The following is a 24,694-nucleotide window of genomic DNA, read 5'->3' on the forward strand; positions in this document are numbered from 1 at the left end:
ACTACATCGCCAGATCGCTCCTGGAGACCGGCGGGTTCAGGCCGCGACTACACCCTGGATCCTGAAGAGCCTGTATAGCCCAGAGCTAAAACCTGTTGTGCCCGGCAACGGCAACGGCCGGAATGCACCCAGTAGGTGCATTCCGGCCGTTGAGCTGTTCGCCGGGATTCGCCCTTCCCGACCTACATCATCAGGTCCGTGCCGAGTCGAACTCTCCCCTTGGCACGCCTGAACTTTTCTTACTTGTGAGCGTCGTAGTACTTGTCCTGGATGTCCTGGTGGATACGTCCACGATCGGACACCTGGAAACCCTGTTCCTTGGCCCACGCCCGAATCTTGGGCGTTTCGGGGTTGCCCGAGCGGGTGGGACGCGTGGTGGCCCCGCGGTTGGTCTTGGCCGAGGCGCGGCGGGCCTTGGACACGTAAGGACGCAGAGCTTCGCGCAACTTGGTGGCGTTAGCGGAATTCAAATCGATTTCGTACTGACCGCCATCGAGACCAAAACGGATGGTCTCATCTGCGGAGCCGCCATCGATGTCATCTTCAAGAATGATCTTGACTGTCTGTGCCATGTCGGATCCTCCTCATCACCCCGTCAAGGGTCATGTCAAAATTAGTGAGACATTAGGTGCCATGAGTGCTCTCCGGGCGGAAAGCCACACGTGGTGTCATTTCGCGTGAACCTGTCCCCCGATTAGTCCCTAATCACCAACGATGGTCTTGATATCCATCACACCTCGCGGTGATAAGCCGACAAAAACACGAGTGTTTCACGCGGTCCTATCATGACATGATTGTTCACTAATGTCACGGTGGGATAATTGCGCAGCGTTATTTATCCTGCGGGGTATCCCGGATCGGAATGGTGTTCTTGAGTTCTAAACCACGTTTCTTCTTTGAGCTTACTTCTTGGTAGCCAAAGGGAACCTGGTCACCTTCGCGGTCCTTGACCTGCTCATACCAGCGCTCAGCATCCTGTTCCACATTCGCTTGTGCGGAACGTTCTGCCCGGTCACCGCGGAAAAGCCACCTCATGACCAGATAGAAAATGAGGCCCACACCGAGAGAGGGCAAGAAAACGGAAAGATACTCCATGGTGATTATTGTCCTCTACTGCCCTGAACGGTCACTGGCACTTGGCTACTCATTCCCGATCACTCGGGCTTCATGAGCGGGAACAGGATGGTCTCCCGGATTCCCAGGTTGGTGAACAGCATGATCAGTCGATCCAGGCCGAGTCCCAGCCCGCCCATGGGCGGTGCGCCGTACTCCAGCGCCCGCAGGAAGTCTTCATCGAGCTGCATGGCCTCCACATCGCCCGCAGCGGACTTCGAGGACTGTTCCGTGAGTCGCTCACGCTGGATCACTGGATCGATCAACTCGGAGAATGCGGTGCCCCGCTCCATTCCCCCGATGATTAGATCCCAGGCTTCAATGAGTCCGGGCTTCTCACGGTGCTGACGGGCCAGCGGCTGAGCCGAAGGTGGGTAATCGTAAACAAATGTGGGCTGGATCAAGTTCGGCTCGACAATTTCCCCGAACAACTCGACCACGAGTTTTTCTGCATCCCACGCGGAATCGACAGAGATCTCGCGCTGCTGAGCAATCTCGCGCAGCGTATCCGCCGATGTGTCCGGCGTGATTTCCTGCCCCACAGCTTCCGATAAAGCCGGGTAGACGGAAACCCATTCCCACTCACCGAAGAGCTCGATGCGGCCCTGATCAGTATCAATACCCTCCACACCCAATGCGGAGGCGCACGCCTGAATAATTTCTTTGATGCGGTCAGCCATCACGAATTGATCCGCGTACGCTTCGTACGCTTCCAGGGTGGTGAACTCCGGGCTGTGAGTTGAATCCACACCCTCATTGCGGAATACCCGGCCGAGCTCGAAGACCTTTTCAATTCCACCCACCACGGCTCGCTTCAAATAGAGCTCGGTGGCAATTCGCAAGGTCATGTCCTGGTCGAACGCGTTGAGATGCGTTTCGAACGGCCGCGCGGCCGCACCACCGTGAATGAGCTGCAGCATGGGTGTTTCAATTTCGATATACCCGCGTTCCTCGAGAACCCGGCGTACGGTGCGCGTGATGAGCGAGCGGGTCAGCACAACGTCGCGAGCCTGAGGGCGCACCATGAGGTCCAGGTAGCGCTGACGCACCCGAGTCTCTTCGTTGAGCTCCTTGTGCAAGGTGGGCAGCGGGCGCAGCGCCTTCGAGGCCATGCGCCACGAATCGGCCATGATGGACAGTTCACCGCGCTTGGAGCTGATCACGCGGCCGGTCACGGCCACGAAGTCACCCAGGTCCACCTGGGCCTTCCAAGCCGCCAGGGCGTCCTCGCCCACGTTGGCCTTGGAGATCATGACCTGCAGCCGGGTGCCGTCACCCTCTTGAAGTGTGCCGAAGCACAGCTTGCCGGTGTTACGCACGTAGATCACACGTCCCGCGACGGTCGCGACGTCATCGGTTTCCTCTCCGGCTTCGAGGTGCTCGTAACCCTCTCGCACCTGAGCCAGGGAATGGGTGCGACCCACCCCCACCGGGTAGGGGGAAACACCCGATTCCTCAATGGCCTTGCGCTTGGCAGCACGGAACGCCATTTGGTCGTTGAGTTCGTGCTCGGAAAGCTCCGGCGTGGAATCTACTGCTGTGGTGTTATCTCGCTGCTCGGTCACAATTCTCCAGGATAGCGGTCAGATCAAATCTTCATGTTGTCGATGAGGCGGGTGGGGCCCACCCAGGCGGCGGCCAGCGCCAACGCCCCAGCTCGCGGTTGGATCTCCGCGAGCGTATCCGGGTCCACGGTGACCAGGTAATCGAGTTTTACACTCGGCTCCGCGTCGATGCGCCCGCGGGCCTGATCCAGAGTAAGTTCACCCGCGGCCAGCGAGCGCAAGGTGTGGTTGAGAACCAGGGCGTGGGCGGCGTCGTCGGTGGTCAAGTACTGGTTGCGCGAGGACAGCGCGAGGCCTTGCTCCGAGCGCACGATGGGCACCGGTCGGATCTGCACGCGGTGATTGAAATCACGCACCATTCTTTGCATCAGCAGCAATTGTTGGGCGTCCTTTTCGCCGAAATAGGCGCGGAATTCGACACCGGGGCCCGGCTGAATAATCGTGAAGAGCTTGTTGACCACGGTCAAGGCGCCGTCGAAGTGACCGGGGCGGGTGGCACCTTCCAGCACGGAACCGGCCTGACCGGAGGTCACCGAGACCACCGGAACGCCTCCCGGATACATCTCCTCGGTGCTCGGCGAAAAAACGATGTCCACCCCGCTCGCGGAGAGCCCGGCGACATCCTGCTCGAGCTGGCGCGGATAGCTGTCGAAGTCCTCATTGGGCCCGAATTGGAGCGGATTCACGAACACGGAAACCACGACCAGTTGATTCTCCTCGCGCGCGGTCTGCGCGATCCGGAGATGACCGTCGTGCAACGCTCCCATGGTCGGGAACAACCCCACGCTTGTCACGCCCTGAGCCACGCGTGTCTCGAGCACCTCACGCATTTCGGCAACGGAGGTGCACACCACGGGTTGAGTCACTGGAGGTCCTTCCCCTCGAGCGCGGCAAGCACCGCGCGATATGTCGTGTCGTCGATCCGCCCGGAGGCCACGGCGCGCTGGGCCGTGAGCTTCCCGAGGGCGCGATAGCCCTCGAGCAGGTCATGCCCCGCCGACGACGCCGCAGCGTCCGGTCCCGCAAGTTCCGTCAGGGCGGCCACGTGGGCGGCCACCGTGCTCACGTCACCTCGCGCCACGGGTCCGGTCAACGCGTTCTCGCCGGAGGCCAGGGCGTTGTCCACCGTGGCTCGCACCAAGGGACCCAGCACGCGATCCGGGTGTTCGACACCGATCTTATGCAGCAGCTGCATGGACTGGCCCATGAGCGTCATCACATGGTTGGATCCGTGGGCGAGAGCAGCGTGGTAGAGCGGGCGATCCGCCTCCGCAATCACGACCGGCTCGGCACCCATTTCCACGACGAGTGCCTGCGCAATGGGCAACACGGGAGCAGCAGCGGTGACCCCGAAGCTACAGTCGGTGAGCCGTTGGAGGTCAAGACTCAGGCCCGTGAACGTCATGGACGGGTGGATGGCCAGGCCGATGCCCCCGGCCGCGCGCACCGGTTCCAGCACGTCCGTTCCGAAGCGCCCGGCGGTGTGCACGACCAGTTGACCCGGCTGCCAAACGCCCAGTTTGCCGAGCCCCTCGACCAGTCCCGGGAGTTGATCATCCGGTACAGCCAGGAGAACGAGTTCGCTGCGTTCCACGATGGTGGGAACGTCGAGCACAGGAACGTCCGGCAGGAGGGCATCCGCGCGGTCACGACTGGCTTCGGAGTGGGCGTACACACCCACCACGGCGTGTCCGGCGGCGCGCAATGCCGCGCCCAGAACGGAACCGACCTTTCCGGCACTGATGATTCCCACGCCCAGGCGCCCCGGGCGCTGTTGTGGCTCGTTCACTGGATCTCCTCGCGTGAGTGATGTGCACTGTCCTGGTTGACCCGGTCCCGGGCGGCACGTGCGAGGCCCGTCTGCCGCGCCAAGAGAGCACGGGACTGCCGCACATCCAGGTGGTAAATGGCCGTGGTGACCGGTCCGGCAATCATGTGCGCGTGGATGCTCGCCAGCTTCATCCGCCGATCGACGGGCCCTTGCTGCAGACCGAGGGACTGCGTCTTGTGATGGGGAATCACGCTGACATTCCGGTTGAGCCGGCCCCACCGCATGGCCAGAACGGCGTTGTCCATGGCGAAACCCGTGCGACGCCACGTCAGCGGGTCCACCCAGCGGGCTCGGCGGGGGCTGATCGTGTAGTTCTGGTCCCCGTCGATCCCGTTGAGTCCGTCCCGCACCAGTTCGGTGGGCGGTTCCGCGAGCGGCAGCACGAGTTCCAGGATTTCGGCCACGTTCTCGGGAGAGCCCACGGGCAGGACGAGTGACCGCAATCCCTCGAGGTCATCTGCCCCGCCCTTGCCCGCGGTGATCACCTTGACCCGGTGGCCGTCGAAGACCCGCCAGAGCATCGGTTTGGACACCTGCAGCGCCTGGACCCGGCCCACCGGAATGGTCGAGGAGCGTTCATTGAGCAGACCGGAGCGCACCCGCACGCCCACCTGCACCTGGCTGAGGGTGAAACCCCAGCTGCTTTCCAAGCGGTTGTAGAGCCCGGAGACGATCATGATGACCACGGGCAGGTAACTGGGGATCAGCACCCGCAGGGCTTCAGGGTTCCACTGCCACACCACCACGGCCACGACGGCGAAGAACACCGCGGAGACCGTGCTCCACGAGAGCAACAGGCTCAGCAGCACGCGGCTCGTGGGCACGGTGAACACGCGGCGTTGCTGATCTTGATCGTCCTGGTCCGTGAGCAGACCCAACCGCTGGGCCGCTCGAACTTCCCGGGAGCGTTCCTCGTCTGCTGTCAGGCTGGAGCCCGCACCGTGCTGGGCGAGCAACGCCCGGTGTTCCTGTGCCTGCGGAGAGTAGTCCCACGGTGCCGGCCGGTGAGCGGCCGCCACCGGGTTCGGGGCGCCGAAAGGTGAGCCAGCGGCGTCGTCGGACCCGTGGAGACCCTTGGTATCACCGTGAGTGACCGTGCCGGAGCCCGAGGCCTCGCGTACCGCGCCGAGTAGTTGGTGGCGCAGTTCCCGGGCCTTGTCGCGGCGCAGGTACGAGAGTTCCAGGGCGGTGCTGCCGCCGTCCGCGACGTCGAATTTCAGGGACGCCAACCCGAAGATCCGCGGCAGGAACTTTCGCTCGATGTCGATGCCCTGCACCCTGTCCAACCGAGCTTGGCGCTGCGTGCGGAAGATGGCGCCGTTTCGGAAGCGCACGTGGTCCGGGGTGATCTGGTAACGGGTGAACCACCACGAGAGCACACCCAGGCCGATCACCAGACCGACCACGCCGCACAACACCGCGGCGACCAGGCCGAGACCCACCAGTTGAACGGTTCCGGCGAAATCCACGTCGAGCGGATCACCGTAGACGACGGCCGCCAGGACATCGTCCAGGAACACATTGCCCACGCCCCACACGAGCGCCACGATGAGGAGCCAGCTGCGCACGTACGGGGTGAGCGGGTGAACGCGCAGCCACTCCCCTTCGGGTGCGGGCTGCGGGGCCTCCTGGTCGAACGGCGCGCTGGTCTGGGGGTCGTTCATCCCGGGGGCACTCATCACAGTCCCACCATGAGCTCTTCTCCGCGGCGTGTGAGCTCCTCACGCAACCGGTCGGCCTCAGCCCGGGGTAGGCCCGGAAGATCCGCGTCAGTGTTCGCCGCCGCCGTGTGAAGTGTCAGGTTGGCCAGACCGAACGCGTTGAGCAGCGGGCCGGTCTTGATGTCCACGTACTGCATGCGACCGTAAGGGACCACCGTGACGCTGCGGAAGATGATGCCCTTGCGCAACCAGAGTTCGGTGGACTCCTCCGCATAACCGATCGCGCGGACGCGGCGGGGAATCAGACACAGGTCGATCAGGCCCCACACCAGCACCACGGCGGGCGGGAACCACATCCACGGCGCCGGAGAATCACCCCAGATCCCCAGCACACCGAGAATCAGCGGAATGCCGAAGCCCACGGTCCAGATCACGGTGCTGATGGTGCCGGAAATGAGCCGCACCTTGATGTAATCGGGCGATACGCGCTTCCAGGTCAAACCCTGCGGGCTCAGGTCATTGGTGTCGGGCATAGCCTCCCTCTCCGGTGGCGTAAGGGTCTTGACGTCCACCGTACGGGGTGTCCTTCTCGGATTCGGGGTCGTCCGGGGGCAGCTTGCACCAATTCTCGACGATCCACCCGATGACCATGAGCAGTACGCCCGCGACGATCTGCGCCACGCACAACCACAGCGGTTCCTGGGTGGTGCGCACGCCGAGCAGCATGACCTGATCCACGCCGAGACCCGCGTGCCATCCCGCGGTCAGTGCGCCGTAGTACGCCACAGCCTGCGCCGCCGCTGCGGTGCCCACGCCCCACACGGGGTCGTAGGGTTTCCGGTCGGCCGGGGCTCGACGACGCCGCCGCCCCTCCCCTTCCGGGTCGCGGTAGGCGCGCAGCCGCAGACCCAGATAGAGCAACACGGCCGCCGCGGCGCCCTCGGCCACAAGGCTTCCCCACGGGAGAATCAGCAGCGCCTGGTTCTGCCCGGAGACCGCGTAGTTGATGCTCCAACCCAGCACGGCGGCGACGAGTGCAATCACCACCAGCGTCAGTACGTTCAAGTAGCGCATGATTGATTCAGCTCCCCTCCGTGCCGTCACACAGCGTGAGATCCGTGGTGCTCAAACCCTCGAGGTCGGGGGCGCGCTTGGCCAAGTCACGCACTAGCTGCCCGCCCAGCTGCGCGGAAGGATCCAGCCGTGACCACGGGACCAGAACGAAGGCCCTTTCATGAGCGCGCGGATGCGGCAGCGTGAGATTCGGGTCCTGTTGTTGGACGCCCTCGAACCAAATGATGTCCACATCCAGGGTGCGGGGACCCCAGTGAACCGTGCGCTCGCGGCCGTGTTCCTGCTCCACCTTTTGACACGCGCGCAGCGTCTCTTCGGGAGTTAATTCCACACTGAGTTCGAGCACCGCGTTGAAGTAGTCCGGAGAGCCCTCGGGGCCACCCACGGACCGGGTGCTGATCACGGGTGAGCAGCCGGTCACGGACATTCCAGGGATGCCGTCCAGAGCGGACACCGCGGACCGCAACGCGGCCAACCGGTCCCCCAGGTTCGCCCCCAGGGCCACAACACACCGGGCTGTCATGACTACCCCTCCGTATCCCGCGTGCGGAAAATGGTGACCGCCACGTCCGAAAACGTGACCTCGATGGGGGCCTTGGGCTTGTGTACGGTCACTTCGAGGGCCCCAATCAAGGAGAACTTCGCGAGCAACTCAGTGGAGATGCGTTCGGCGAGAGTTTCGATGAGCTGGTAACGGGGACCGATCACGATCTCGCGCACGAGTTCGGCCACCTCCCCGTAGTGCACCGTGGCCGTCAGTTCATCGCTGCTTCCCGCGGCCTTCAGGTCCGTGTACATCACCAGGTCCACGAAGAACGGTTGGCCCGTGCGACGTTCCTTCTCGAAGACGCCGTGGTATCCCACAGCGCCCAAGCCGGTGAGGGTGATGCGGTCGTGGTGGCTCAAGTCAGCGGGGGAAGTCATCATTCGCGCTCAGTTTTCACTCTCGTGGGGAATCTCATGGGGATCAAGGATCGGAGGGGTGACACCCAACCACGCGTGGGCGGTGGCCACGGCGTCGGCGGTCGCGGCGACGTCGTGAACCCGAACCGCCCAGGCCCCGCCGAAGGCCGACAGCGCGCTGAGGGCGGCCGTGGCGCCGTCGCGCTCGGCCACGGGACGCGGGCCGTGTTCGTCCCCCAGGAGGTGGCCCAGGAAGCGTTTGCGGGATGCCGCTATGAGGACCTTGTTGCCCATCTCGAGCAACCGGGGAAGGGCGCGGAGCAGATCCCAGTCCTGGGAACCGGCCTTGGCGAATCCCAGGCCAGGATCCAGGATCAGGTTCTCTGGTTTCACCCCGGCGCGGTAGAGGCGCTCGCGCAATGCGAGCAACTCGGCGATGACCTCGTCCGGAACAATCTCGTAGCGGGACAGCGCGTCCATCGTGGTGGAGGTGCCGCGCGAGTGCATCAGGATGTACGGCACCTGGCGCTGTGCCGCGAGCTCGATCATGTCCTGCTGGACGTTCATTCCCGAGACGTCGTTGATGATGTGCGCACCGGCGTCCAGGGCGGCGGCCGCGGTCTCCGCGTTGAGAGTGTCCACACTGATCACGATGCCCCGCTCGGACAGCCCGCGGATGACCCGAAGAATGCGATGCTGCTCTTCTTCGAGACTCACCCGCACGGAACCCGGCCGGGTGGAGTCTCCGCCCACGTCCACGATGTCCGCTCCTTGGGCGGCGAGCTCCAGTCCGTGCGCGATGGCCGCGTCCACGGTGTCGTGGGTACCGCCGTCACTGAAGGAGTCCGGCGTGACGTTGAGAATTCCCATGACCAGGGTCCGGCCCTGGGGCAACTGCTCGTACGATCCCCAACCCAGCTGGTCGGCACGGTTCGGGCTCATCGATTTTGGCCCGACAGAATCAGGTTCATGGCCTCCGCGCGAGTGGCCGGATCACGCAATTGACCGCGCACCGCAGAGGTCACAGTCTTGGCTCCCGGCTTGCGCACCCCGCGCATGGACATGCACAGGTGCTCGCATTCGATCACGACGATGGCTCCGGCAGGGTGCAGGTTGTCCACGAGCGCTTCGACCACCTGTGTGGTCAATCGTTCCTGGACCTGCGGCCGCTTGGCGAACAGGTCCACCAGGCGCGCGAGCTTGGACAGCCCGGTGACCCGACCCTCGGGACCGGGGATGTAGCCCACGTGGGCCACCCCGTGGAACGGCACCAGGTGGTGCTCACAGGTCGAGTAGAACGGGATGTCCTTGACCATGACCATTTCGGCGTGGCCGATGTCGAACGTGGTGGCCATCAAGTCCGAGGGGTCCTGATGGAGCCCGGTGAAGATCTCCGCGTACGCTCGGGCCACCCGCGCGGGGGTGTCCTTCAAACCGCTGCGGTCCGGATCCTCACCGATGGCCAACAGAATCTCTCGCACCGCGGCCCGAATGCGCGGTTGGTCGATGCGGCTGTCCACCTGTTCCGATTCCAGGTAGTCCGCGTACGAGCCGGAGATCGGCTCGGATAATTCCTGACCGTTGTCCGGGCTCATTCAGCGCTGCTCCTGCGATCCGCCGGACCAGGGATTCTGGCCGTCGCCCTGCTGCTCACCGCCGGCGGGTCCGCCCTGAGGGCCACCCCGCCCGTCCGTGCCGGGCATCTGGGATTCACCGTGATCCGGGACCTCGAGCGGGTGCTCGGGCTTGGCGGCCACCGCCTGGTCCTGGGGAGCCATGGTGTCCGGATCCTGGGTGTGTTTGCGGTGTGCCTCTTCGCGCTCGGCAGCCGTGATCACCGGAGGGATGTCCGACACCGGGCGATTTTCGCCCGAGTGCCACACGGGTCGCAGCTCGCGCTTGCGCACGTCGCGGAAGATCTCGGCGATCTGCGCCTCGTTGAGCGTTTCCTTCTCGAGCAGTTCCAGGGCCAAGCGGTCCAGGACATCGCGGTTCTCGTCCAGGATCTCGTGGGCCTCGGTGTGGGCCTGCTCGAGCAGCTTGCGCACCTCGTCATCGACGACCGCCAGCGTGCTGTCCGAGTAGTCCTTGCCCGTGGAGCCCATTTCACGGCCCACGAACGGATCGGAGTTGTCTCCGCCGATCTTCACGGAACCAATGCGGCTGCTCATGCCGTACTGCGTGACCATCTTGCGCGCGGTGTCCGTGGCTTTCTGGATGTCGTTGGACGCGCCGGTGGAAGGATCGTGGAACACGAGCTCCTCCGCGGCACGGCCGCCCATCGCGTACGCCATCTGGTCCAACAGCTCGTTGCGGGTGGTCGAGTACTTGTCGTCCGCCGGCATCACCATGGTGTAACCCAGTGCGCGGCCGCGCGGCAGGATGGTGATCTTGGTGACGGGATCGGTGTTGCGCAGCGCGGCAGCCACCAACGCGTGGCCGCCCTCGTGGTACGCGGTGACCTTGCGTTCGAGTTCCTTCATGATGCGCGAACGCTTCTGCGGTCCGGCAATCACGCGGTCGATGGCCTCGTCCACGGCGCGGTCGTCAATGAGCTGGGCGTGGGAACGGGCGGTCAGCAGGGCTGCTTCGTTCATGACGTTGGCCAGCTCGGCGCCGGTGAAGCCCGGGGTGCGCTTGGCCACGGACCCCAGGTCCACGTTCTGGGCGAGCGGCTTGTTCTTGGAGTGCACGCGCAGGATCTGCTCGCGGCCCTTCATGTCCGGGGCGTCCACGCCGATCTGGCGGTCGAAACGACCCGGGCGCAACAGCGCGGGATCCAGGACGTCCGGGCGGTTGGTCGCGGCAATCAGGATCACGTTGGTGTTCGCGTCGAAACCGTCCATCTCGACGAGCAACTGGTTCAGGGTCTGCTCGCGTTCGTCGTTGCCGCCGCCCATGCCGGCACCGCGCTGGCGCCCCACAGCGTCGATCTCGTCCACGAACACGATGGCGGGGGAATTCTCCTTGGCTTGCTGGAAGAGGTCGCGCACGCGGGATGCACCCACGCCCACGAACATTTCCACGAAGTCCGAACCGGAGATCGAATAGAACGGCACGCCCGCCTCACCGGCCACGGCCTTGGCGAGCAAGGTCTTACCGGTACCCGGAGGGCCGTAGAGCAGCACGCCCTTGGGAACCTTGGCACCCACGGCGGTGAACCGGTCGTGCTCGACCAAGAACTGCTTGATCTCGTCGAGTTCCTGAACGGCCTCGTCCGCACCGGCCACGTCCGAGAACATGACCTCGGAATTCTCCTTGTTGAACATCTTGGCCTTTGAGCGGCCGAACTTCATGGCCTGCCCGCCGGACTGCATGCGGGAGAAGATGAACCAGAAAATCGCGAGGATGATCAGGAACGGCAGCATGAACCGCAACAGGGACAGGAACCAGTTGTTCTCAACGGGCTGGTCGGTGAATCCTTCCAGCTCGGCGTTGTTCATGGTCTCGATGACTTCTTCAGCGCGCGGCTCCACGAAGAAGAACTCCACGTCTTTGCCGAGTTGCTCGTCGTTGAGGGTGAGGTCTTCCTTGAGCTGGAGCTCGACCTTCTGCTGGCCGTCGTAGATCTTGGCCTCTTGCACCTTGTGGTCGCGCAGCAGCGACATGCCCACGTTGGTGTCCACGCGCGAAGTGGACGGGCCAAAGAGATTTGCGCCCACGGGTACCAGCACCAAGACGGCTAGCAAGATCCAGAAGAACGGTCCCTTAAAGAAGCTGGTGGGTTTTTTCGCCGTGGCCAAGCCGATGATCCTCCCGTGGACGTGACACGCAGTGCCGCGCCCCAAAAACTGACGGTGCTGTATCCGGGTCCGTTTGATCCGGTTACCGATGTAGGTGCGCGGCGCGTAACGCACAATCTATCGTTTCCGGGAACACCGGGCCTCATCCGGGTCCGGTCGTTCCCTGAGAGCGCACGCGCCGCGCTCACGCTACATGCGGGACCCCACTGTTCCCTGAATTCTTACTCGTAGACGTGCGGGGCCAAGGTGCCGATGCATTCCAGGTTGCGGTAGTGCTCGGCGAAGTCCAGGCCGTAGCCGACCACGAACTCGTTGGGAATGTCCCACCCGACGTACTTGACGTCGATGGACGTCTTGGCGGCGTCCGGCTTACGCAGCAACGCGCAGATCTCCACGGACTTGGGGCCGCGGGATTCCAGGTTGGTCCGCAGCCAGGACAGGGTGAGGCCCGAATCGATGATGTCCTCCACGATGAGAACATCCTTGCCGTGCAGGTCCGTGTCCAGGTCCTTGAGGATCCGCACCACGCCGGAGGACTTGGTGCCTGAGCCGTAGGAGGAAACCGCCATCCAGTCCATGGGGTACTGCCCCTTGAGTGCACGGGTGAGGTCTGCCATGACCATCACAGCGCCCTTGAGCACGCCCACGAGCAGGACGTCGCGGCCTTCGTAGTCGCGGTCGATCTGCTCGGCGAGCTCCTCGATCTTCTGGGCGATCTCTTCTTTGGTGAATAGGACGTGGGTCAGGTCTGACTCGACGTGCTCGGCCTTCACGTTGCGCTCCTGAGGTGTTGCGTGAACAGGGTATGGGGTGTGTGGGAGGGGATCATGCGGTGCAGTGGAACTCCAGGCGCCCCTTGGCGCAGTGTTTGTCCGCGCGTCGTCGCCACACGGTCACCTTACCCGCCATTTGCAGTGGACCGGCAGCCCCGTATCCCAACGCGAACTGTTCCAGTGCGCTGAGCCGCTCGAACGTAGGGGTTTCACCGCCCGCGGCCACACATGCCTGAGCGAGCATACGACGCCGCATCGCCGCCGGTGCCGCCTGCACGGCCCCACAGTCCAGCTCCAGGTTTTCCGACGACGACGCCGCGGGGTCCAGTTGTGCGCGGCGGAAAAACTCGGCTGCCTGCTCGTCCAGGAAATCTGCGTCGGCATCGAGCACGGAGGCCGTGCGAGCCAGCGCGTTCGACACACCGGGGCCCAGATGGTCCTCGAGCCACGGCAGCACCTCGTGCCGGACCTTGGAGCGCATGAGCGTGGTGTCCGAGTTGCTGGGGTCGTGCCACGGGTCAAGCCCCTCGGCCCGGCAGATCTCTTCGATCTCCTCACGCGTCACGTTGAGGAAGGGGCGCATGTACTGGACACCGTCGATCGTGTGCCGCGGGGACATCCCGGACAGCGAACGCGTACCTGAGCCACGCGCCAATCCCAGCAGCACAGTCTCTGCCTGGTCATTGCGGGTGTGTCCCAGCAGCACCGCGTCCGCGCCGGTCTGCCGCGCGATGTCGTTGAGCGCGTCGTAACGGGCCAGGCGAGCCGCCATTTCGGGGCCGTGACCCGCACGGTCCACGGTGACCCGGCGCGAAATCACAGGCTCCAGACCCATGTCCTCCAGGACGCGAGCGGTGGACTCGGTGACGTCTGCGGAGCCGGATTGCATCTGGTGGTCGATGACCGCGGCCCCCACGCGTAATTTTCCACGGCGCTCAAAATGGGCAGTGGCCGCGGCCAGTGCCAGGGAATCGGGTCCGCCACTGCAAGCGATCAGGACCAGCGGAAGCCGTCCGTCGTGTCGAGCAGGCAGTTCTTCGATGGCGCGCCCCACGGCTCTGCGCGCACGGGCCACCCAGGGGTGTAACCGGCCGGTTCTACCTCGCTGCAAGGATCAGCCCTGGGCGTCGCGCGTGCGGCGGGACATGTCCTCGGCCATGCTCAACACCTTGGACAACACGGGGGTGTGCTCCCCCAGCATGATCAGGGCGCGCTCGAGTTCACCGGAGGGCACCACGGTGGCCAAAGCGGTCACGGCGTCCGTCTCCGTGCTGATACCCGTGCGGATCTGTGTGGTGGACAACACCGGCTGGGCTGCTTCCACGCGACGCAGAACGGCCTCAATGTCCTGGGCACCCACGCTGTCTTCCAACATGACCAAGCGTTCATAGACGGCGGGGTTACCGATCTTGATCCGGCGCCCGCTGATGAGCTGGGAAAGCATGGGCGCAGACAGCCCCAACACCTCGGCCAGGCGTCGCTGAGTGATGCGGTAAGCAGCCACCACGTTGCCGAATCGTTCCGACAAAGGTTGGCCGTACAGCTGAATCTGCTGATCAATATTTTCCGAACTCACGGAATCATCCTGACACATTCGGCTGAAACGAACCCTCGGAAAGGATGGAACGTCACGCGAGCACCCGATCCATCCAGCGCTGCGGATCGTGGATCTCCGCCTCGGTCGGCAAGGTCTCCGCCGAGGTCCACACGGTGTTGAATGTGTCCATTCCGGCCCGTTCCACGATGTACTCCACGAATTTCTGCCCGTTGCTGTACTGGCGCATCTTGGCGTCCATACCCATGAGAGTACGGATCGCCCGGTCCAGGGCACCGTGGTTGTCCGATCGTGCATTGAACCGGCGCCGAATGGTTTTAACGGTGGGCACAATGCTGGAGTCCACCGCATCCATGACCGCGTTGGCGTGACCTTCCAAGAGGGACATGACGGCGGTGAGGTGCGACAGCGTAGCTTTCTCCTCATCGGTCAGCAGGTGGCCGATAGGCCCCAGACCCGTGTCCGGGTGATCACCGGATCCGCGCCCGGTCACCGAGGCCACCACCGCGCTCAAGCGATCCCAGGGTGAGACATCAAAGGAGCCCAGGGTGGATATCTGTTCGAGCATGTGCCCGCGTAACCAAGGCGCGGCCGCGAACTGCACGCGGTGGGTCTGCTCGTGGAGGCACACCCACAAGCGGAAGTCGTCGGGTTCTACGTTGATTTCTTGTTCGGTCCACAGCACGTTGGGGGCCACGAACATCAATCTGCCGCCCGGATGTGATTCGGCGGCCTGCGGAGAGACCAAACCCGCGTACGGGTCGTACTGGCCCAGCACCTTGGACGAGAGGAAACCGACCATCGCCCCCATTTCGGCGGCAGCGGCCGTGGGTGCGAAACCGCGCAGGGCGGCGTCGAACTTCTCGGGATTCTTGATGCGGATCCTGTCGAAGATCGGCTGCATGAGCACCGAGAACGTCTGAGTGTTGGCCTTGGCCCACCCTGCGCGGTCGACCACCAGGATCTTGGAATCGCGCAGGTTCTCGGCGGCGTCCAATCGAGTGATGTTGTGCACGTGATGGACGGATTCATGGGCGAAGTACCGCAGCGACTCCACGGCCTTGCTCATCTCCCGCGGTTTCGGCGTAGGCCCTGGCGGGGTGAGTTTGGCGGCGATCTGCGCCGCCGAATCCCAGTCCACGAGTGAGGGTCGAGCAAGCTCTTGAGTCATGCCCACCACTCAACCACACACAGCCGGTAAGCACACTGCCCGAAGTTCAGCCTTGGGCGAGCGCGGCCACCGTTCGGTCCACGGTGTCCTTGGCGGGGTCGGTCTGGCCACGCACATCGTTGAAGATCACCGAGTACACGAGCACCTCCCCTTCCGCCCGTTGGACGTAGCCGCTCAGCGACACCACAGAATTGAGCGTGCCGGTCTTGGCGCGGGTGAGTCCCCTGGCCGCCTGCTCGTCCGGGTCGTCGAAGCGCTCGGTGAGCGTTCCGGTGGCACCGCCCAGCGGCAGTCCCTGGCCATAGGGCCCCAGCTCCGGATCGGTCAGCAGCGCACGAGTGGCCTGCGCCAGCATTCCCGTGGTCACTCGGTTGGACAGCGCCATGCCACTGGCGTCCACGACCTTCGCCCCGGTGAGGTCGATCGCGTGGGCGTCCAGCGTGGCACGAATGGCGTTCTGCACACCCGCGACGCTGCCCTGCTCCCCCGCTTCTCGAGCCGCGATGCGTGCCAGGGTCTCCGCGAGCGAATTGTTCGAGTGTTCGAGCATGAACGCGGTTTGTTCGTGGACGGGTGCGGATTCCACGCGCGCTAACTCCGTACCCTGCTCGGGCACGGAGTGGTTTCCCGGGCTCACGCTGGTGCCCGCCCCCAGGTGCCGTTGCAACCGCTCTCGGAACTCCGTGGCGACGGCGTTCGGCGCGTTCTCGGGGCGTTCGCCTCGGGCTCCCGGATCCCGCCCGTCCGGGGTGGGAACCCTGTGCGAATACATGGCGATGGGTGAGACGGCCGTGATTTCGCCGGCCGTGACATCCTCGGCCGCCCAGCCCGGGTTCAGCGCGGGCCCCGAGAAGAGGGAGGTGTCCAACCCCACCTCGATCTCCCCCTGAATGCCGCGCTCGACGAGCGCATCCGCGGTCCCTTCGGCGAGGTCCTCGATCCCGGCGTGACCGTTCACAGCTTTGGGGTCGCCCTCACCCGGCGCCAGGAGGGTGTCTCCGCCGGCGACGAGCGTGATCTGGCGGGGATTTTCCCCCGTCACCACAGTGGTGGCAAGCCGCGCGTACGGGTCCAGGTGCTCGGCCACCGTCAGCGCGGTCAGCGTTTTCTGATTGGACGCGGGGATTCTCGGCCCGCCGGCCTCTCGTTCTGCAAGCACCTCTCCGGATTCGGCGCCGAGGACCGTGACACTTGAGTTCCCCGGTGCGCCGGTCAGTTCGGCGTCCACGATGTTCTGGACCTCGGCACCTTGTGCAGCCGGGCTCCCCGTCGACGACGCCGCGGCCTGCAGTACCCCGGGCAGGTCCCCCGCTTCACCGGGCGGGGTAACCACCCTCATGGGCTCACCGGGCTCGCCCCGATCCACTTCCGCCAGCAACGCGGGGATTGCCCATAGCGAACTGAGAATTAGCGCCACGATGAGCAACGCCGCCACAACGGGACCCAAGAGGCTCTTGGGTCGCTTGGGCGGCGGGGCGCTGGGCTTACTCATGCGGCCATTCTTTCGCATGTGCGGGACTGAAACGAACCGATTGCCAGGCCCCGAGCGGCGTCGTTGATTGCTGTGCGCGCGGCACGTGCCGCTATCGTGGAACCCAACGTGATTTCGGGGCCTCAACTCGCGCCCCGATACAACCAAGACTCGAACACGAGGAGCACTGCTATGGAGCTGGACGTCACTATCGAGATTCCCCGCGGATCCCGCGTCAAGTACGAAATCGACCACGAGACCGGTCGCATCCGCCTGGATCGTGTGTTGTTCACGTCCATGCAGTACCCCACCCACTACGGCTACTTCGAAGACACCCTGGGTGAGGACGGCGACCCGCTGGACGCCATGATCATCATGGACGTGGACATCATGCCCGGCGTGATCGTGGAAGCCCGCCCCATCGCCGTGTTCAACATGACCGACGAGGCCGGTGGCGATGCCAAGGTGCTGTGCGTCTCCGTGGACAAGCGGTACGACGAGATCCAGGGCCTCGAGGACGTCAACGAGTTCAAGCAGAAGGAGATCCAGCACTTCTTCGAGCGCTACAAGGACCTCGAGCCCAACAAGTGGGTCAAGGGTGAAGGCTGGGAAGGCAAAGAGACCGCTGAGCGCCTGATCGTCGAGGCTCAGGAACGCTTCCAGAAGTCCCAGTACGACTCCGCAGCCGAAGCCGAACAGGACAACTGAGTCCCGCTCACCTACTCGTGGGACCCCGCACCAATTCCTGGTGCGGGGTCCCGGCGTTTTCGCCCACGTCAGCGCCCCGACCAGGAGCTCGAGGTGGCAGGTCGTTGGACTCGAAAAACTTTCGGAGGAAAGCTCTTGTCGCTCCGCATTTCGTGCGCTAAATTTTCCACTAACCGGTAATACCGGTGACGAACCGGGAGAATTTCCCCCAAATCCCTCCCGGATTCGAGTACCCGAGCGCAGCAGATTTGAAACTCTCGCGAGTTTTAATGGTTCCCCCAACTAGTCGAAACTTTTGGCGCTCGGACGAACCCCGTTCGCGGCGTACACCGAGCACGGGAGTCGGCCGGTGAATGTCCCCCATGTTCACCGGCCGACACCTTTTTAACGTGACCGTTCGGCGGCCTATGCGTGTCGGTGGGTTGTGGTGGGATGGTTTTGAGCACCCCGCAGACCACGTGCGGTGGCGCTCCGTCCACCCGCCCCGCCCGCCCGCTCGAGGTGATCTCCGTGCTTGGCTCACAACCTGCGCCTTACGAGCGCGTGTATGTGTTCCACGGCAGCGCCTCGACGCAGTTGCTCGGGACCGACCGTCTGGTCACGGCAGCGCAGAAATTGCTCGTGGCCGCCGGTGTCGATCCGCACGTTTCACCGGCCATCCACACGGACATCGTGGCCCGCCCGTACACGAATGAAGCGCTCCAGGATCCGATTCTCGATGCGCCCTCGCCCTGGGTCCGTTCCCACACCAGCGTGACGGAGCTCTCCGTGCAACTGCCCGCCCAGATGTTCTGGGACCGGCTCAATGCCGGAAGTTGGGCCACCTGGTCCGAGCAATGGCCCTCCCCCGCGGACGGCCCCATGTTCCCGCCCAGTGTCCCGGACTGGTTGGCTCATGCTCCCCGGTGGGAACTGGACCCGCTCGCACCGGCCCTGGGGCCCGCCGCACCGGGTGGTTGGATCTGGGCCCCCGCATCATCGGACGGGTCCACCGAGGCCGGTGGTTCCGAGGCCTCCGCTCCGTCTTCACCCTCTCGAGCGAGCGGTGTCGCGTGGGACGAGGCCCACGAGACCGGGGAACAGTATCCCTGGGTGGGTCTCTTTCAACTCACGGATGTGGAGTCATTCTGGGTGCTGACAACTCCGGAGCGTCTGGATCAGGTGGTCGCCCTCTGCGAAGAGCTCAGCGGCACGCACTCCGCCTTCTCGTGGCTGACCGGGTATTTCGATCCGATGGACGTCCTGGGATCGCTGCGCCTTCCCATGGAGTGCGCCGCGGAGCTGGAGTACGCCCTGACCGAGCGTGGCTATTCCGTGGACGTGTGGTGGTGAACGGATGAACTCGGGCCCGAGCGCACTTCGGTAGTGACGGCTGGAGCGCCGGTCACCGGCGGCGAACCAAGGCACGGTCGGCTAGAACTGTTCGGCGCACCGCTGCAAGAGCGTGGCAGCGGCGGGACGGGCTTCCCATTCTTCGTTCCATAGTGAGCGCACCACGGCTTTGGAAACGGCCTGCGGGGTGATGCCCAGTTGAGCGGCTACGTCCTTCTGTTGCCCCCTCGCGCCGGGTGTCAGCAGATCCACCACGCGCCATTCGGCGTCACTGCGCACGCTGACGATTCTTCCCACGAGTTTAAGCACGGCCTGGGCCTCGGCCGCGGATTGTGGGTCGGCCGCGCACACGCGCACGGCCACTCGTTCACCGAGGCGTTGGGTCGCTGCGGCCTCGTGCCCGTAGAGCATGCCCGCGCCGTCTGCGGCGACCGCCAAGCGCCCCTCCGGATCGGTCACCCGGGTCAAGAACACTTCTCCCACGCCGATGGCCACCGCATAACGGTCCTCGCGCAGGGCGATCATGGTCGCGCTCACGGCGGCGTTCGGGTCTTCGGTCAACCCACGGACCTCACCGGGCCCGGTGGGTTGGAACGGCGCACTGGTGTTCAGATCGCTCAACTCGCGCGTGAGTTCACGGTCGGTGTCGGTACTGGGCCGGGAGCTGTCCTCCACGCGCTGAGTCAATGTCATCACAAACACGTTCTCAGTATCGCAGCTCGCTGCCCGGATTCATGCGGTTGAACCCGGTGCAGCGGAGCAGTGTCTGGGCTCAGAGCAGCGTCTGCAGGATGCGCGCCGCGCCGTCCTCGTAGACCGTGGTGGTGACCTCGTGGCACACCTCGGCCACTTCGTCGGGAGCCTGTCCCATGGCCACCCCGCGGGCGGCCCAGTCGAGCATCTCGATGTCGTTGCGACCGTCGCCCATGGCAATCGTGTGCGCGGGATCCACGTTCAACTGGCGCCGGATCTGCTCCAGCGCGCTCGCCTTGGACACTCCGTTGGCGGCCACGTCCAGCCACGAGGACCAACCCACGGAATAGGTCACGCCGTGCAGACCGGCCTCGTCGATCACCTTTCCGAACTCTTCAGGGGTGTCGTTGGCGCTGTAGACGACCAACCGGACCGCCGGTGTTTCGGACAGGGTCTTCAGATCCACGCCGATCGCCTCGATGCCGAAGGACGAGTCCTGGAACCGCTCGGTCGAATAAAACGTTCCGTCCTCACCCTCGAGTGCGAACTTGGCGGTGGGCAGTTTATCGGCCAGTGCTTCCAGCGCGGATGACGGGTCGAAGCTGACCCGGTCCACCACTTCGTAGTGGTTCTCGAGTTCCGGATCGAGTCGCAGTGTGATGCCGCCGTTGGAGCACACGGCAAAGCCGGACTCCATGTGTACCTGCCGGATCACGGGGAGTGTTGCGCCCATGGAGCGGCCGGTCGAGATCACCACGTGGTGACCCGCCGCGACCACTGCGCGGGCGGTGTCCTTCACGGCGCGGGACATTTTTCCGTCGTGGTCCACCAGGGTGCCGTCGACGTCCAGGGCAACGAGATACTTGACCCCTTCCTCCTTGGTCCAGGAACCCGTACGAACGGGCTGAACCTTGGTGGGGGGAAGCGTATCCGCCGCTGATTTCAGTTGTGCTTGCTGCCGGTCATCGATGCCAGCCTGTGTTTCAGTCATAACAGTCATGGTGTCACACCACCAGCTGCTCATGACACGACGCAGACCACACGGTTAAGGGCGCATGAACTCCCCGGCGCGTCAGTTCACCGGGCGCATCATGTCCTGACCGCGCATGTAAGGGCGCAGAATCTCGGGAATCACCACGGAACCGTCCTGCTGCTGGTGGGTCTCGAGGATCGCCACAATCCAGCGAGTGGTCGCCAACGTGCCGTTGAGGGTGGCGACGGCGCGCGTGCCCGCCTTCTTGGGTTTGCCGTCCGCGCCCGTGGTTTCCGGCAGGCGCTCGCGGATGTTCAGACGGCGGGCCTGATAGGTGGTGCAGTTGGAGGTCGAGGTCAGCTCGCGGTAACGGCCCTGGGTGGGTACCCACGCTTCGCAGTCGAACTTGCGGGCGGCCGATGTCCCCAGATCACCGGCGGCAGTGTCGATCACGCGGTAGCTGAGACCGCAGGCCTGCAACATCTGCTCCTCCCACGCCAGCAGCCGTTCGTGCTCGGCGGCGGCCTGGTCCTGGGTGCAGTAGACGAACATCTCCAGTTTGTTGAACTGATGCACGCGGATGATGCCGCGGGTGTCCTTACCGCCCGATCCTGCCTCGCGGCGGTAGCACGAGGACCACCCGGCGTAGCGCAGCGGACCGTCCGAGAGATCCAGGATCTCATCCATGTGATAGCCGGCCAGGGCCACCTCGGAGGTGCCGACCAGGTAGAGGTCGTCCTTCTCCACGCGGTAGATCTCGTCGTCGTGTTCCACATCAAAGCCGGTGCCGCTCATGACCTCGGGGCGCACCAGGTTGGGTGTGGTCATGGGAATGAATCCGTTGTCCAGCGCCAGGTCCTGGGCCGCGAGCAACAGTGCGTTCTCCAGGCGGGCGATGTCACGCTTGAGGAAGTAGAACCGGGAGCCGGAGACCTTGGCCCCGCGTTCCATGTCGATTCCATCGAGCAGTTCGGCAATTTCCAGGTGGTCTTTCGGCTCGAATCCTTCGGCCACGAAATCGCGCGGGGTGCCCTCGGTGCGCAGCACCGTGAAGTCTTCTTCGCCGCCGGAAGGCACGCCCTCTTCCACCAGATTGGGCAGCTGGGTGAGCAAAGCCTGCTGAGTCTGCTGAGCGGCATCGGCGGTGGCCTGCGTGGCCTTGACGTCCGCGGCGAGCTGCTTGACCTGGGCGAGCAATTCTTGCTTCTCCTCACCCTGCGCCTTGGCGACCTTCTTGCCGAACGCATTCTGCTCCGCGCGGAGGTTCTCGAACTCGGTGATGGCCGTCCGGCGCTGGGCGTCGGCATCGAGAATTCGATCCACCAGGCTCTCGTCGGCCTCGCGGGCCTTCTGGGAAGCACGGAACAGTTCGGGGTGGGCGCGCAGCTCATTGATATCGATCACCGTTCCAGGGTAGCGAACGCCGCAGGGTGACGCGGAACCCATTGCCGCACGCGGCTCGCGCCAAGCTGGCGACCGTAGACTGTCCCTAATCAACAGGTGACTGTTCTTCCTACCGAGAAAGGCTGCCGTGCGCACCAATTCTCTGGTTCCGCAGCGAGTCGCTGTGGTCCTCAATCCGATCAAGCTCCAAGCCGACGAAGCCCGCGACGCCGTGATCCTGGCATGCCGCAAGGGCGGCTGGTCCGATCCTGAGTTCTACCTCACCGAAGAAGACGATCCCGGATACTCCATGGCCCGGCAGGCCGTCGAGGACGACGCGGACGTGATCATCGCCGCCGGCGGTGACGGCACCGTGCGAGCCGTGGCCGAAACACTGGCCGGCACCGACACCGCACTGGGTCTCGTTCCGCTGGGCACTGGCAATCTACTGGCCCGCAACCTGGGAGCCAATCTGGATGATCCCCGGCAGTGCGTGGACGTGGCCCTTTTCGGTTCCGAGAAGTCGATCGACACGGTCTCCTTCAACGTTGAACGCGAAGACGGCACCACCGACGAGAACCGCTTCCTGGTCATGGGCGGCGGCGGCTTCGACGCGCAGATCATGGCGGACACCAAGGACGACCTCAAGGACATGGTCGGCTGGGTCGCCTACGGCGAGGCCGGTGCCCGCCACCTGTTCAACCGCCCCGGTTGGGCCCGATTTCAGGTGGACGGCGGCGAATGGGAATCCGCCCGCTCCCGCTCCGTCATGGTGTGCAACTGCGGCGAACTCACCGGCGGCATGGTCCTGGTTCCGGACGCCAAACTCGACGACGGCGTTCTGGACCTTGTCGTCATGAGCCCCCGCAGCATGCTCGGCTGGGCCCGCATGGCCGCCAAGGTCCTCTTCCGCCACACCCACGACCTGCCCGTGATCGATTTCCACCGCGGCAAGCACGTGCGCGTGGAGTTCTGGGATGCCACCGAGTCCGAGATCGACGGTGATTCGCTGGGCAAGATCAAGGCCTTCGAATCCGAGGTGTTCCCCCGCTCCCTGCGCGTGCGCGTTGCACCCTCCATGGCCGATCTGGACGAGCCCGAGGCCCCGGTCATCGACGCCGCGGATCCGGACAAGATCTGAGCGCACCCTGATCGACGGTAGGGCCAAAAGATCGCGATTTTGTGGTCGCACCGTTGATCATGTTGCGGCCCGCAAGAAACCAGAGTCGCACCGCCGATTCAGAGGTGCCCATCTACGACGACGCCGCCGCATCCCCCACTTCTTGCACCCGGCCCGGGGGCCGGAAGAGAAGGGGACGCGGCGGCGTCGTTTTGGGTGAACGTGGCGGCTAGGCTACGCCGGCGAGACCGAAGATCGCCGCGGCGATCGCGAAGCCCACCACACCAATGATGGTTTCCAGAACGGTCCAGGTCTTGAACGTGGTCTTGACGTCCATTTCGAGGAAGCGACCGACCAGCCAGAAGCCGGAGTCGTTGACGTGGGACAGCACCACGGAACCGGCGGCCACGGCAACCACCATGGCGGCCAGTTGCATCGCGTTGTAATCACCGGCGAGCACAGCGGGAGCCACCAGTCCGGCCGCGGTGGTCAGCGCGACCGTGGCCGAACCCTGCGCAACGCGCATCACGGCGGCGATGATGAAGCCTGCCAGGATCACGGGGATACCCAGGTTCGAGAGCACGTTCTCCATGGCGTCGCCGATTCCCGAGGTACGCAGCACACCGCCGAACATGCCACCGGCACCGGTGATCAGGATGACCGAGCAGACGGGGCCGAGCGCGGACTCGAACGTCTTCTCGATCGCGGAACCGCTCATGCCGCGGACCTTACCGATGGTCAGGGCCGCAATGACCAGTGTGATGGTCAGGGCAATGGGTGTCTCACCGATGGCTCGAAGCAACTCGTACCAACCCCGACCGGCCGTGTCCTCCGAGACGGCGCCGGAGTTGGCCAAGGTACCCAGGCCGGTGTTGAGGAAGATCAACAGCATGGGCAGCAACAGGAGCATGATGACCAGGCCGACCGACGGCGGGTTCTTCACGTTCTCGGCCTCGCCCAGGATGCTGGGCACGGGGAGGTTGATCTTGCGCCCCATGACCTTGCCGAACAGGTAGGACGAGAGGTACCACGCGGGGATGGCGCAGACCAGGCCGACCAGGATGATGTAGCCGACGTTCGCCTCGAAGAAGGTCGCCGCGGTCACCGGACCCGGGTGGGGCGGCAGGAACACGTGCATCACGGAGAACGCACCCACGGCCGGCAGCGCGTAGGTCAACACGCTCCCGCCCAGGCGACGCGCCACGGAGAAGACCACCGGAAGCATGACCACCAGGCCGGCGTCGAAGAAGATCGGGAAGCCGAACAGCAGTGACGCCACACCCAGGGCGAGTGGGGCGCGCTTCTCCCCGAAAATTCCGATGAGCCTGTCCGCGAGCACCTGGGCACCGCCGGAGGTTTCCAGCAAGCGGCCGAGCATCGCGCCCAGGCCCACGAGCAGAGCCACGCTGGCCAGGGTGTTGCCGAAGCCGAACAGCAACACCGGAACCACTTCGCCGGTGGGGATACCCGTGGCGAACGCGGTCAGCGCGGAAATGATGATGAGTGCAAGGAACGCGTGAACGCGCAGCTTGATGATGAGCACCAGCAGCACGGCGATCGCCGCGGCTGCGATCAACAGCAGGGGACCCGCTGTGAGGGTTTGACTCCAGCCTTCGATTTCCATG

25 protein-coding genes are annotated in these 24,694 nt (G+C 64.5%); 3 read left to right on the forward strand and 22 right to left on the reverse strand.

All coding sequences use genetic code 11. The annotated features are described in order from the left end of the window. Window positions 1–239: 239 nt before the first annotated feature. From RF638_RS01550 to dacB, 18 genes are all read right to left on the reverse strand, one after another. Window positions 240–572 carry an Lsr2 family protein gene (locus tag RF638_RS01550; protein ID WP_095797707.1) on the reverse strand — a complete coding sequence of 111 codons (333 nt, stop codon included), beginning with the start codon at window positions 570–572 and terminating at the stop codon, window positions 240–242. A 259-nt stretch (window positions 573–831) separates the two neighbouring features. Beyond that, a complete protein-coding gene (locus RF638_RS01555; RefSeq protein ID WP_129700748.1) occupies window positions 832–1,095 on the reverse strand; it encodes a hypothetical protein in 264 nt (87 codons plus the stop codon). Window positions 1,096–1,154: 59 nt separating this feature from the next. Beyond that, on the reverse strand, window positions 1,155–2,678 hold the full coding sequence (gene lysS, locus RF638_RS01560; RefSeq protein WP_259912660.1) for a lysine--tRNA ligase: 1,524 nt from the start codon (window positions 2,676–2,678) through the stop codon (window positions 1,155–1,157). A 23-nt stretch (window positions 2,679–2,701) separates the two neighbouring features. After that, window positions 2,702–3,544 (reverse strand): pantoate--beta-alanine ligase, encoded by an 843-nt coding sequence (panC, locus tag RF638_RS01565; RefSeq protein WP_259912661.1) that lies wholly within the window; start codon window positions 3,542–3,544, stop codon window positions 2,702–2,704. Beyond that, complete coding sequence (locus RF638_RS01570) at window positions 3,541–4,467, reverse strand: Rossmann-like and DUF2520 domain-containing protein (RefSeq protein ID WP_095797704.1); 927 nt, start codon at window positions 4,465–4,467, stop codon at window positions 3,541–3,543. The genes panC and RF638_RS01570 overlap by 4 nt, the downstream gene beginning before the upstream one ends. Continuing rightward, entirely contained in the window at window positions 4,464–6,188 is a 1,725-nt protein-coding gene (locus tag RF638_RS01575; RefSeq protein ID WP_129700744.1) for a PH domain-containing protein, read from the reverse strand. Before RF638_RS01575 ends, RF638_RS01570 begins: the two co-directional genes overlap by 4 nt. Continuing rightward, on the reverse strand, window positions 6,188–6,703 hold the full coding sequence (locus tag RF638_RS01580; protein ID WP_129700742.1) for a PH domain-containing protein: 516 nt from the start codon (window positions 6,701–6,703) through the stop codon (window positions 6,188–6,190). The genes RF638_RS01575 and RF638_RS01580 overlap by 1 nt, the downstream gene beginning before the upstream one ends. Next, window positions 6,687–7,244, reverse strand: a complete 558-nt coding sequence (locus RF638_RS01585; protein ID WP_095797701.1) for a DUF3180 domain-containing protein — start codon at window positions 7,242–7,244, stop codon at window positions 6,687–6,689. Before RF638_RS01585 ends, RF638_RS01580 begins: the two co-directional genes overlap by 17 nt. A gap of 7 nt (window positions 7,245–7,251) precedes the next feature. After that, window positions 7,252–7,767, reverse strand: coding sequence for a 2-amino-4-hydroxy-6-hydroxymethyldihydropteridine diphosphokinase (gene folK / locus RF638_RS01590; RefSeq protein ID WP_129700740.1), 516 nt, complete (start codon window positions 7,765–7,767; stop codon window positions 7,252–7,254). A gap of 2 nt (window positions 7,768–7,769) precedes the next feature. Continuing rightward, window positions 7,770–8,171, reverse strand: coding sequence for a dihydroneopterin aldolase (folB, locus tag RF638_RS01595; RefSeq protein ID WP_095797699.1), 402 nt, complete (start codon window positions 8,169–8,171; stop codon window positions 7,770–7,772). A gap of 6 nt (window positions 8,172–8,177) precedes the next feature. Then, window positions 8,178–9,089 carry a dihydropteroate synthase gene (folP, locus tag RF638_RS01600; protein WP_315278839.1) on the reverse strand — a complete coding sequence of 304 codons (912 nt, stop codon included), beginning with the start codon at window positions 9,087–9,089 and terminating at the stop codon, window positions 8,178–8,180. Beyond that, window positions 9,086–9,742, reverse strand: coding sequence for a GTP cyclohydrolase I FolE (gene folE, locus RF638_RS01605; RefSeq protein ID WP_129700738.1), 657 nt, complete (start codon window positions 9,740–9,742; stop codon window positions 9,086–9,088). The genes folP and folE overlap by 4 nt, the downstream gene beginning before the upstream one ends. Then, window positions 9,743–11,890, reverse strand: a complete 2,148-nt coding sequence (gene ftsH, locus RF638_RS01610; RefSeq protein ID WP_129700736.1) for an ATP-dependent zinc metalloprotease FtsH — start codon at window positions 11,888–11,890, stop codon at window positions 9,743–9,745. It abuts the gene before it with no gap. Window positions 11,891–12,111: 221 nt separating this feature from the next. Further along, window positions 12,112–12,663 (reverse strand): hypoxanthine phosphoribosyltransferase, encoded by a 552-nt coding sequence (gene hpt, locus RF638_RS01615; protein WP_095797695.1) that lies wholly within the window; start codon window positions 12,661–12,663, stop codon window positions 12,112–12,114. Window positions 12,664–12,715: 52 nt separating this feature from the next. Then, a complete protein-coding gene (tilS, locus tag RF638_RS01620) occupies window positions 12,716–13,738 on the reverse strand; it encodes a tRNA lysidine(34) synthetase TilS (protein WP_368841275.1) in 1,023 nt (340 codons plus the stop codon). 39 nt (window positions 13,739–13,777) lie between these two features. Then, complete coding sequence (locus RF638_RS01625; RefSeq protein ID WP_259912669.1) at window positions 13,778–14,239, reverse strand: DNA-binding protein; 462 nt, start codon at window positions 14,237–14,239, stop codon at window positions 13,778–13,780. Window positions 14,240–14,291: 52 nt separating this feature from the next. After that, window positions 14,292–15,389 (reverse strand): zinc-dependent metalloprotease, encoded by a 1,098-nt coding sequence (locus RF638_RS01630; protein WP_259912670.1) that lies wholly within the window; start codon window positions 15,387–15,389, stop codon window positions 14,292–14,294. 46 nt (window positions 15,390–15,435) lie between these two features. Beyond that, complete coding sequence (dacB, locus tag RF638_RS01635) at window positions 15,436–16,881, reverse strand: D-alanyl-D-alanine carboxypeptidase/D-alanyl-D-alanine-endopeptidase (RefSeq protein WP_368841276.1); 1,446 nt, start codon at window positions 16,879–16,881, stop codon at window positions 15,436–15,438. Window positions 16,882–17,052: 171 nt separating this feature from the next. Between dacB and RF638_RS01640 the strand changes: the two genes are divergently transcribed. Together RF638_RS01640 and RF638_RS01645 are read left to right on the forward strand one after the other, a co-directional pair. Next, window positions 17,053–17,568, forward strand: a complete 516-nt coding sequence (locus RF638_RS01640) for an inorganic diphosphatase (RefSeq protein ID WP_095797691.1) — start codon at window positions 17,053–17,055, stop codon at window positions 17,566–17,568. A gap of 438 nt (window positions 17,569–18,006) precedes the next feature. Next, window positions 18,007–18,900, forward strand: coding sequence for a hypothetical protein (locus RF638_RS01645; RefSeq protein WP_259912672.1), 894 nt, complete (start codon window positions 18,007–18,009; stop codon window positions 18,898–18,900). Between the two features lie 81 nt (window positions 18,901–18,981). Here RF638_RS01645 and RF638_RS01650 read toward each other — a convergent pair whose 3' ends face one another. From RF638_RS01650 to serS, 3 genes are all read right to left on the reverse strand, one after another. Continuing rightward, the gene (locus RF638_RS01650) at window positions 18,982–19,593 is read right to left on the reverse strand and encodes a hypothetical protein (protein ID WP_238663118.1); all 612 of its coding nucleotides are present in this window, start codon (window positions 19,591–19,593) and stop codon (window positions 18,982–18,984) included. A gap of 79 nt (window positions 19,594–19,672) precedes the next feature. Further along, entirely contained in the window at window positions 19,673–20,584 is a 912-nt protein-coding gene (locus RF638_RS01655) for an HAD family hydrolase (RefSeq protein WP_095797690.1), read from the reverse strand. Window positions 20,585–20,665: 81 nt separating this feature from the next. After that, window positions 20,666–21,970, reverse strand: a complete 1,305-nt coding sequence (serS, locus tag RF638_RS01660; RefSeq protein ID WP_259912674.1) for a serine--tRNA ligase — start codon at window positions 21,968–21,970, stop codon at window positions 20,666–20,668. Between the two features lie 127 nt (window positions 21,971–22,097). On the opposite strand from serS, the gene RF638_RS01665 reads away from it, so the two are divergent. Beyond that, entirely contained in the window at window positions 22,098–23,090 is a 993-nt protein-coding gene (locus tag RF638_RS01665) for a diacylglycerol kinase family protein (RefSeq protein WP_259912675.1), read from the forward strand. Window positions 23,091–23,298: 208 nt separating this feature from the next. Here RF638_RS01665 and RF638_RS01670 read toward each other — a convergent pair whose 3' ends face one another. Beyond that, complete coding sequence (locus RF638_RS01670; RefSeq protein WP_095797687.1) at window positions 23,299–24,693, reverse strand: GntP family permease; 1,395 nt, start codon at window positions 24,691–24,693, stop codon at window positions 23,299–23,301. Window position 24,694: the final 1 nt, after the last annotated feature.

The sequence above is a fragment of the Kocuria sp. CPCC 205235 genome (assembly GCF_040980905.1).
In the GTDB taxonomy this organism is placed as follows: domain Bacteria; phylum Actinomycetota; class Actinomycetes; order Actinomycetales; family Micrococcaceae; genus Kocuria; species Kocuria carniphila.

Coding starts and splice junctions, on each gene's coding strand:
- RF638_RS01550 (WP_095797707.1), bottom strand. CDS start 572: ATGGCACAGACAGTCAAGATCATTCTTGAAGATGACATCGATGGCGGC.
- RF638_RS01555 (WP_129700748.1), bottom strand. CDS start 1,095: ATGGAGTATCTTTCCGTTTTCTTGCCCTCTCTCGGTGTGGGCCTCATT.
- RF638_RS01575 (WP_129700744.1), bottom strand. CDS start 6,188: ATGAGTGCCCCCGGGATGAACGACCCCCAGACCAGCGCGCCGTTCGAC.
- RF638_RS01580 (WP_129700742.1), bottom strand. CDS start 6,703: ATGCCCGACACCAATGACCTGAGCCCGCAGGGTTTGACCTGGAAGCGC.
- RF638_RS01585 (WP_095797701.1), bottom strand. CDS start 7,244: ATGCGCTACTTGAACGTACTGACGCTGGTGGTGATTGCACTCGTCGCC.
- folK (WP_129700740.1), bottom strand. CDS start 7,767: ATGACAGCCCGGTGTGTTGTGGCCCTGGGGGCGAACCTGGGGGACCGG.
- folB (WP_095797699.1), bottom strand. CDS start 8,171: ATGATGACTTCCCCCGCTGACTTGAGCCACCACGACCGCATCACCCTC.
- folP (WP_315278839.1), bottom strand. CDS start 9,089: ATGAGCCCGAACCGTGCCGACCAGCTGGGTTGGGGATCGTACGAGCAG.
- folE (WP_129700738.1), bottom strand. CDS start 9,742: ATGAGCCCGGACAACGGTCAGGAATTATCCGAGCCGATCTCCGGCTCG.
- RF638_RS01630 (WP_259912670.1), bottom strand. CDS start 15,389: ATGACTCAAGAGCTTGCTCGACCCTCACTCGTGGACTGGGATTCGGCG.
- dacB (WP_368841276.1), bottom strand. CDS start 16,881: ATGAGTAAGCCCAGCGCCCCGCCGCCCAAGCGACCCAAGAGCCTCTTG.
- RF638_RS01640 (WP_095797691.1), top strand. CDS start 17,053: ATGGAGCTGGACGTCACTATCGAGATTCCCCGCGGATCCCGCGTCAAG.
- RF638_RS01650 (WP_238663118.1), bottom strand. CDS start 19,593: ATGACATTGACTCAGCGCGTGGAGGACAGCTCCCGGCCCAGTACCGAC.
- RF638_RS01655 (WP_095797690.1), bottom strand. CDS start 20,584: ATGACTGAAACACAGGCTGGCATCGATGACCGGCAGCAAGCACAACTG.
- RF638_RS01670 (WP_095797687.1), bottom strand. CDS start 24,693: ATGGAAATCGAAGGCTGGAGTCAAACCCTCACAGCGGGTCCCCTGCTG.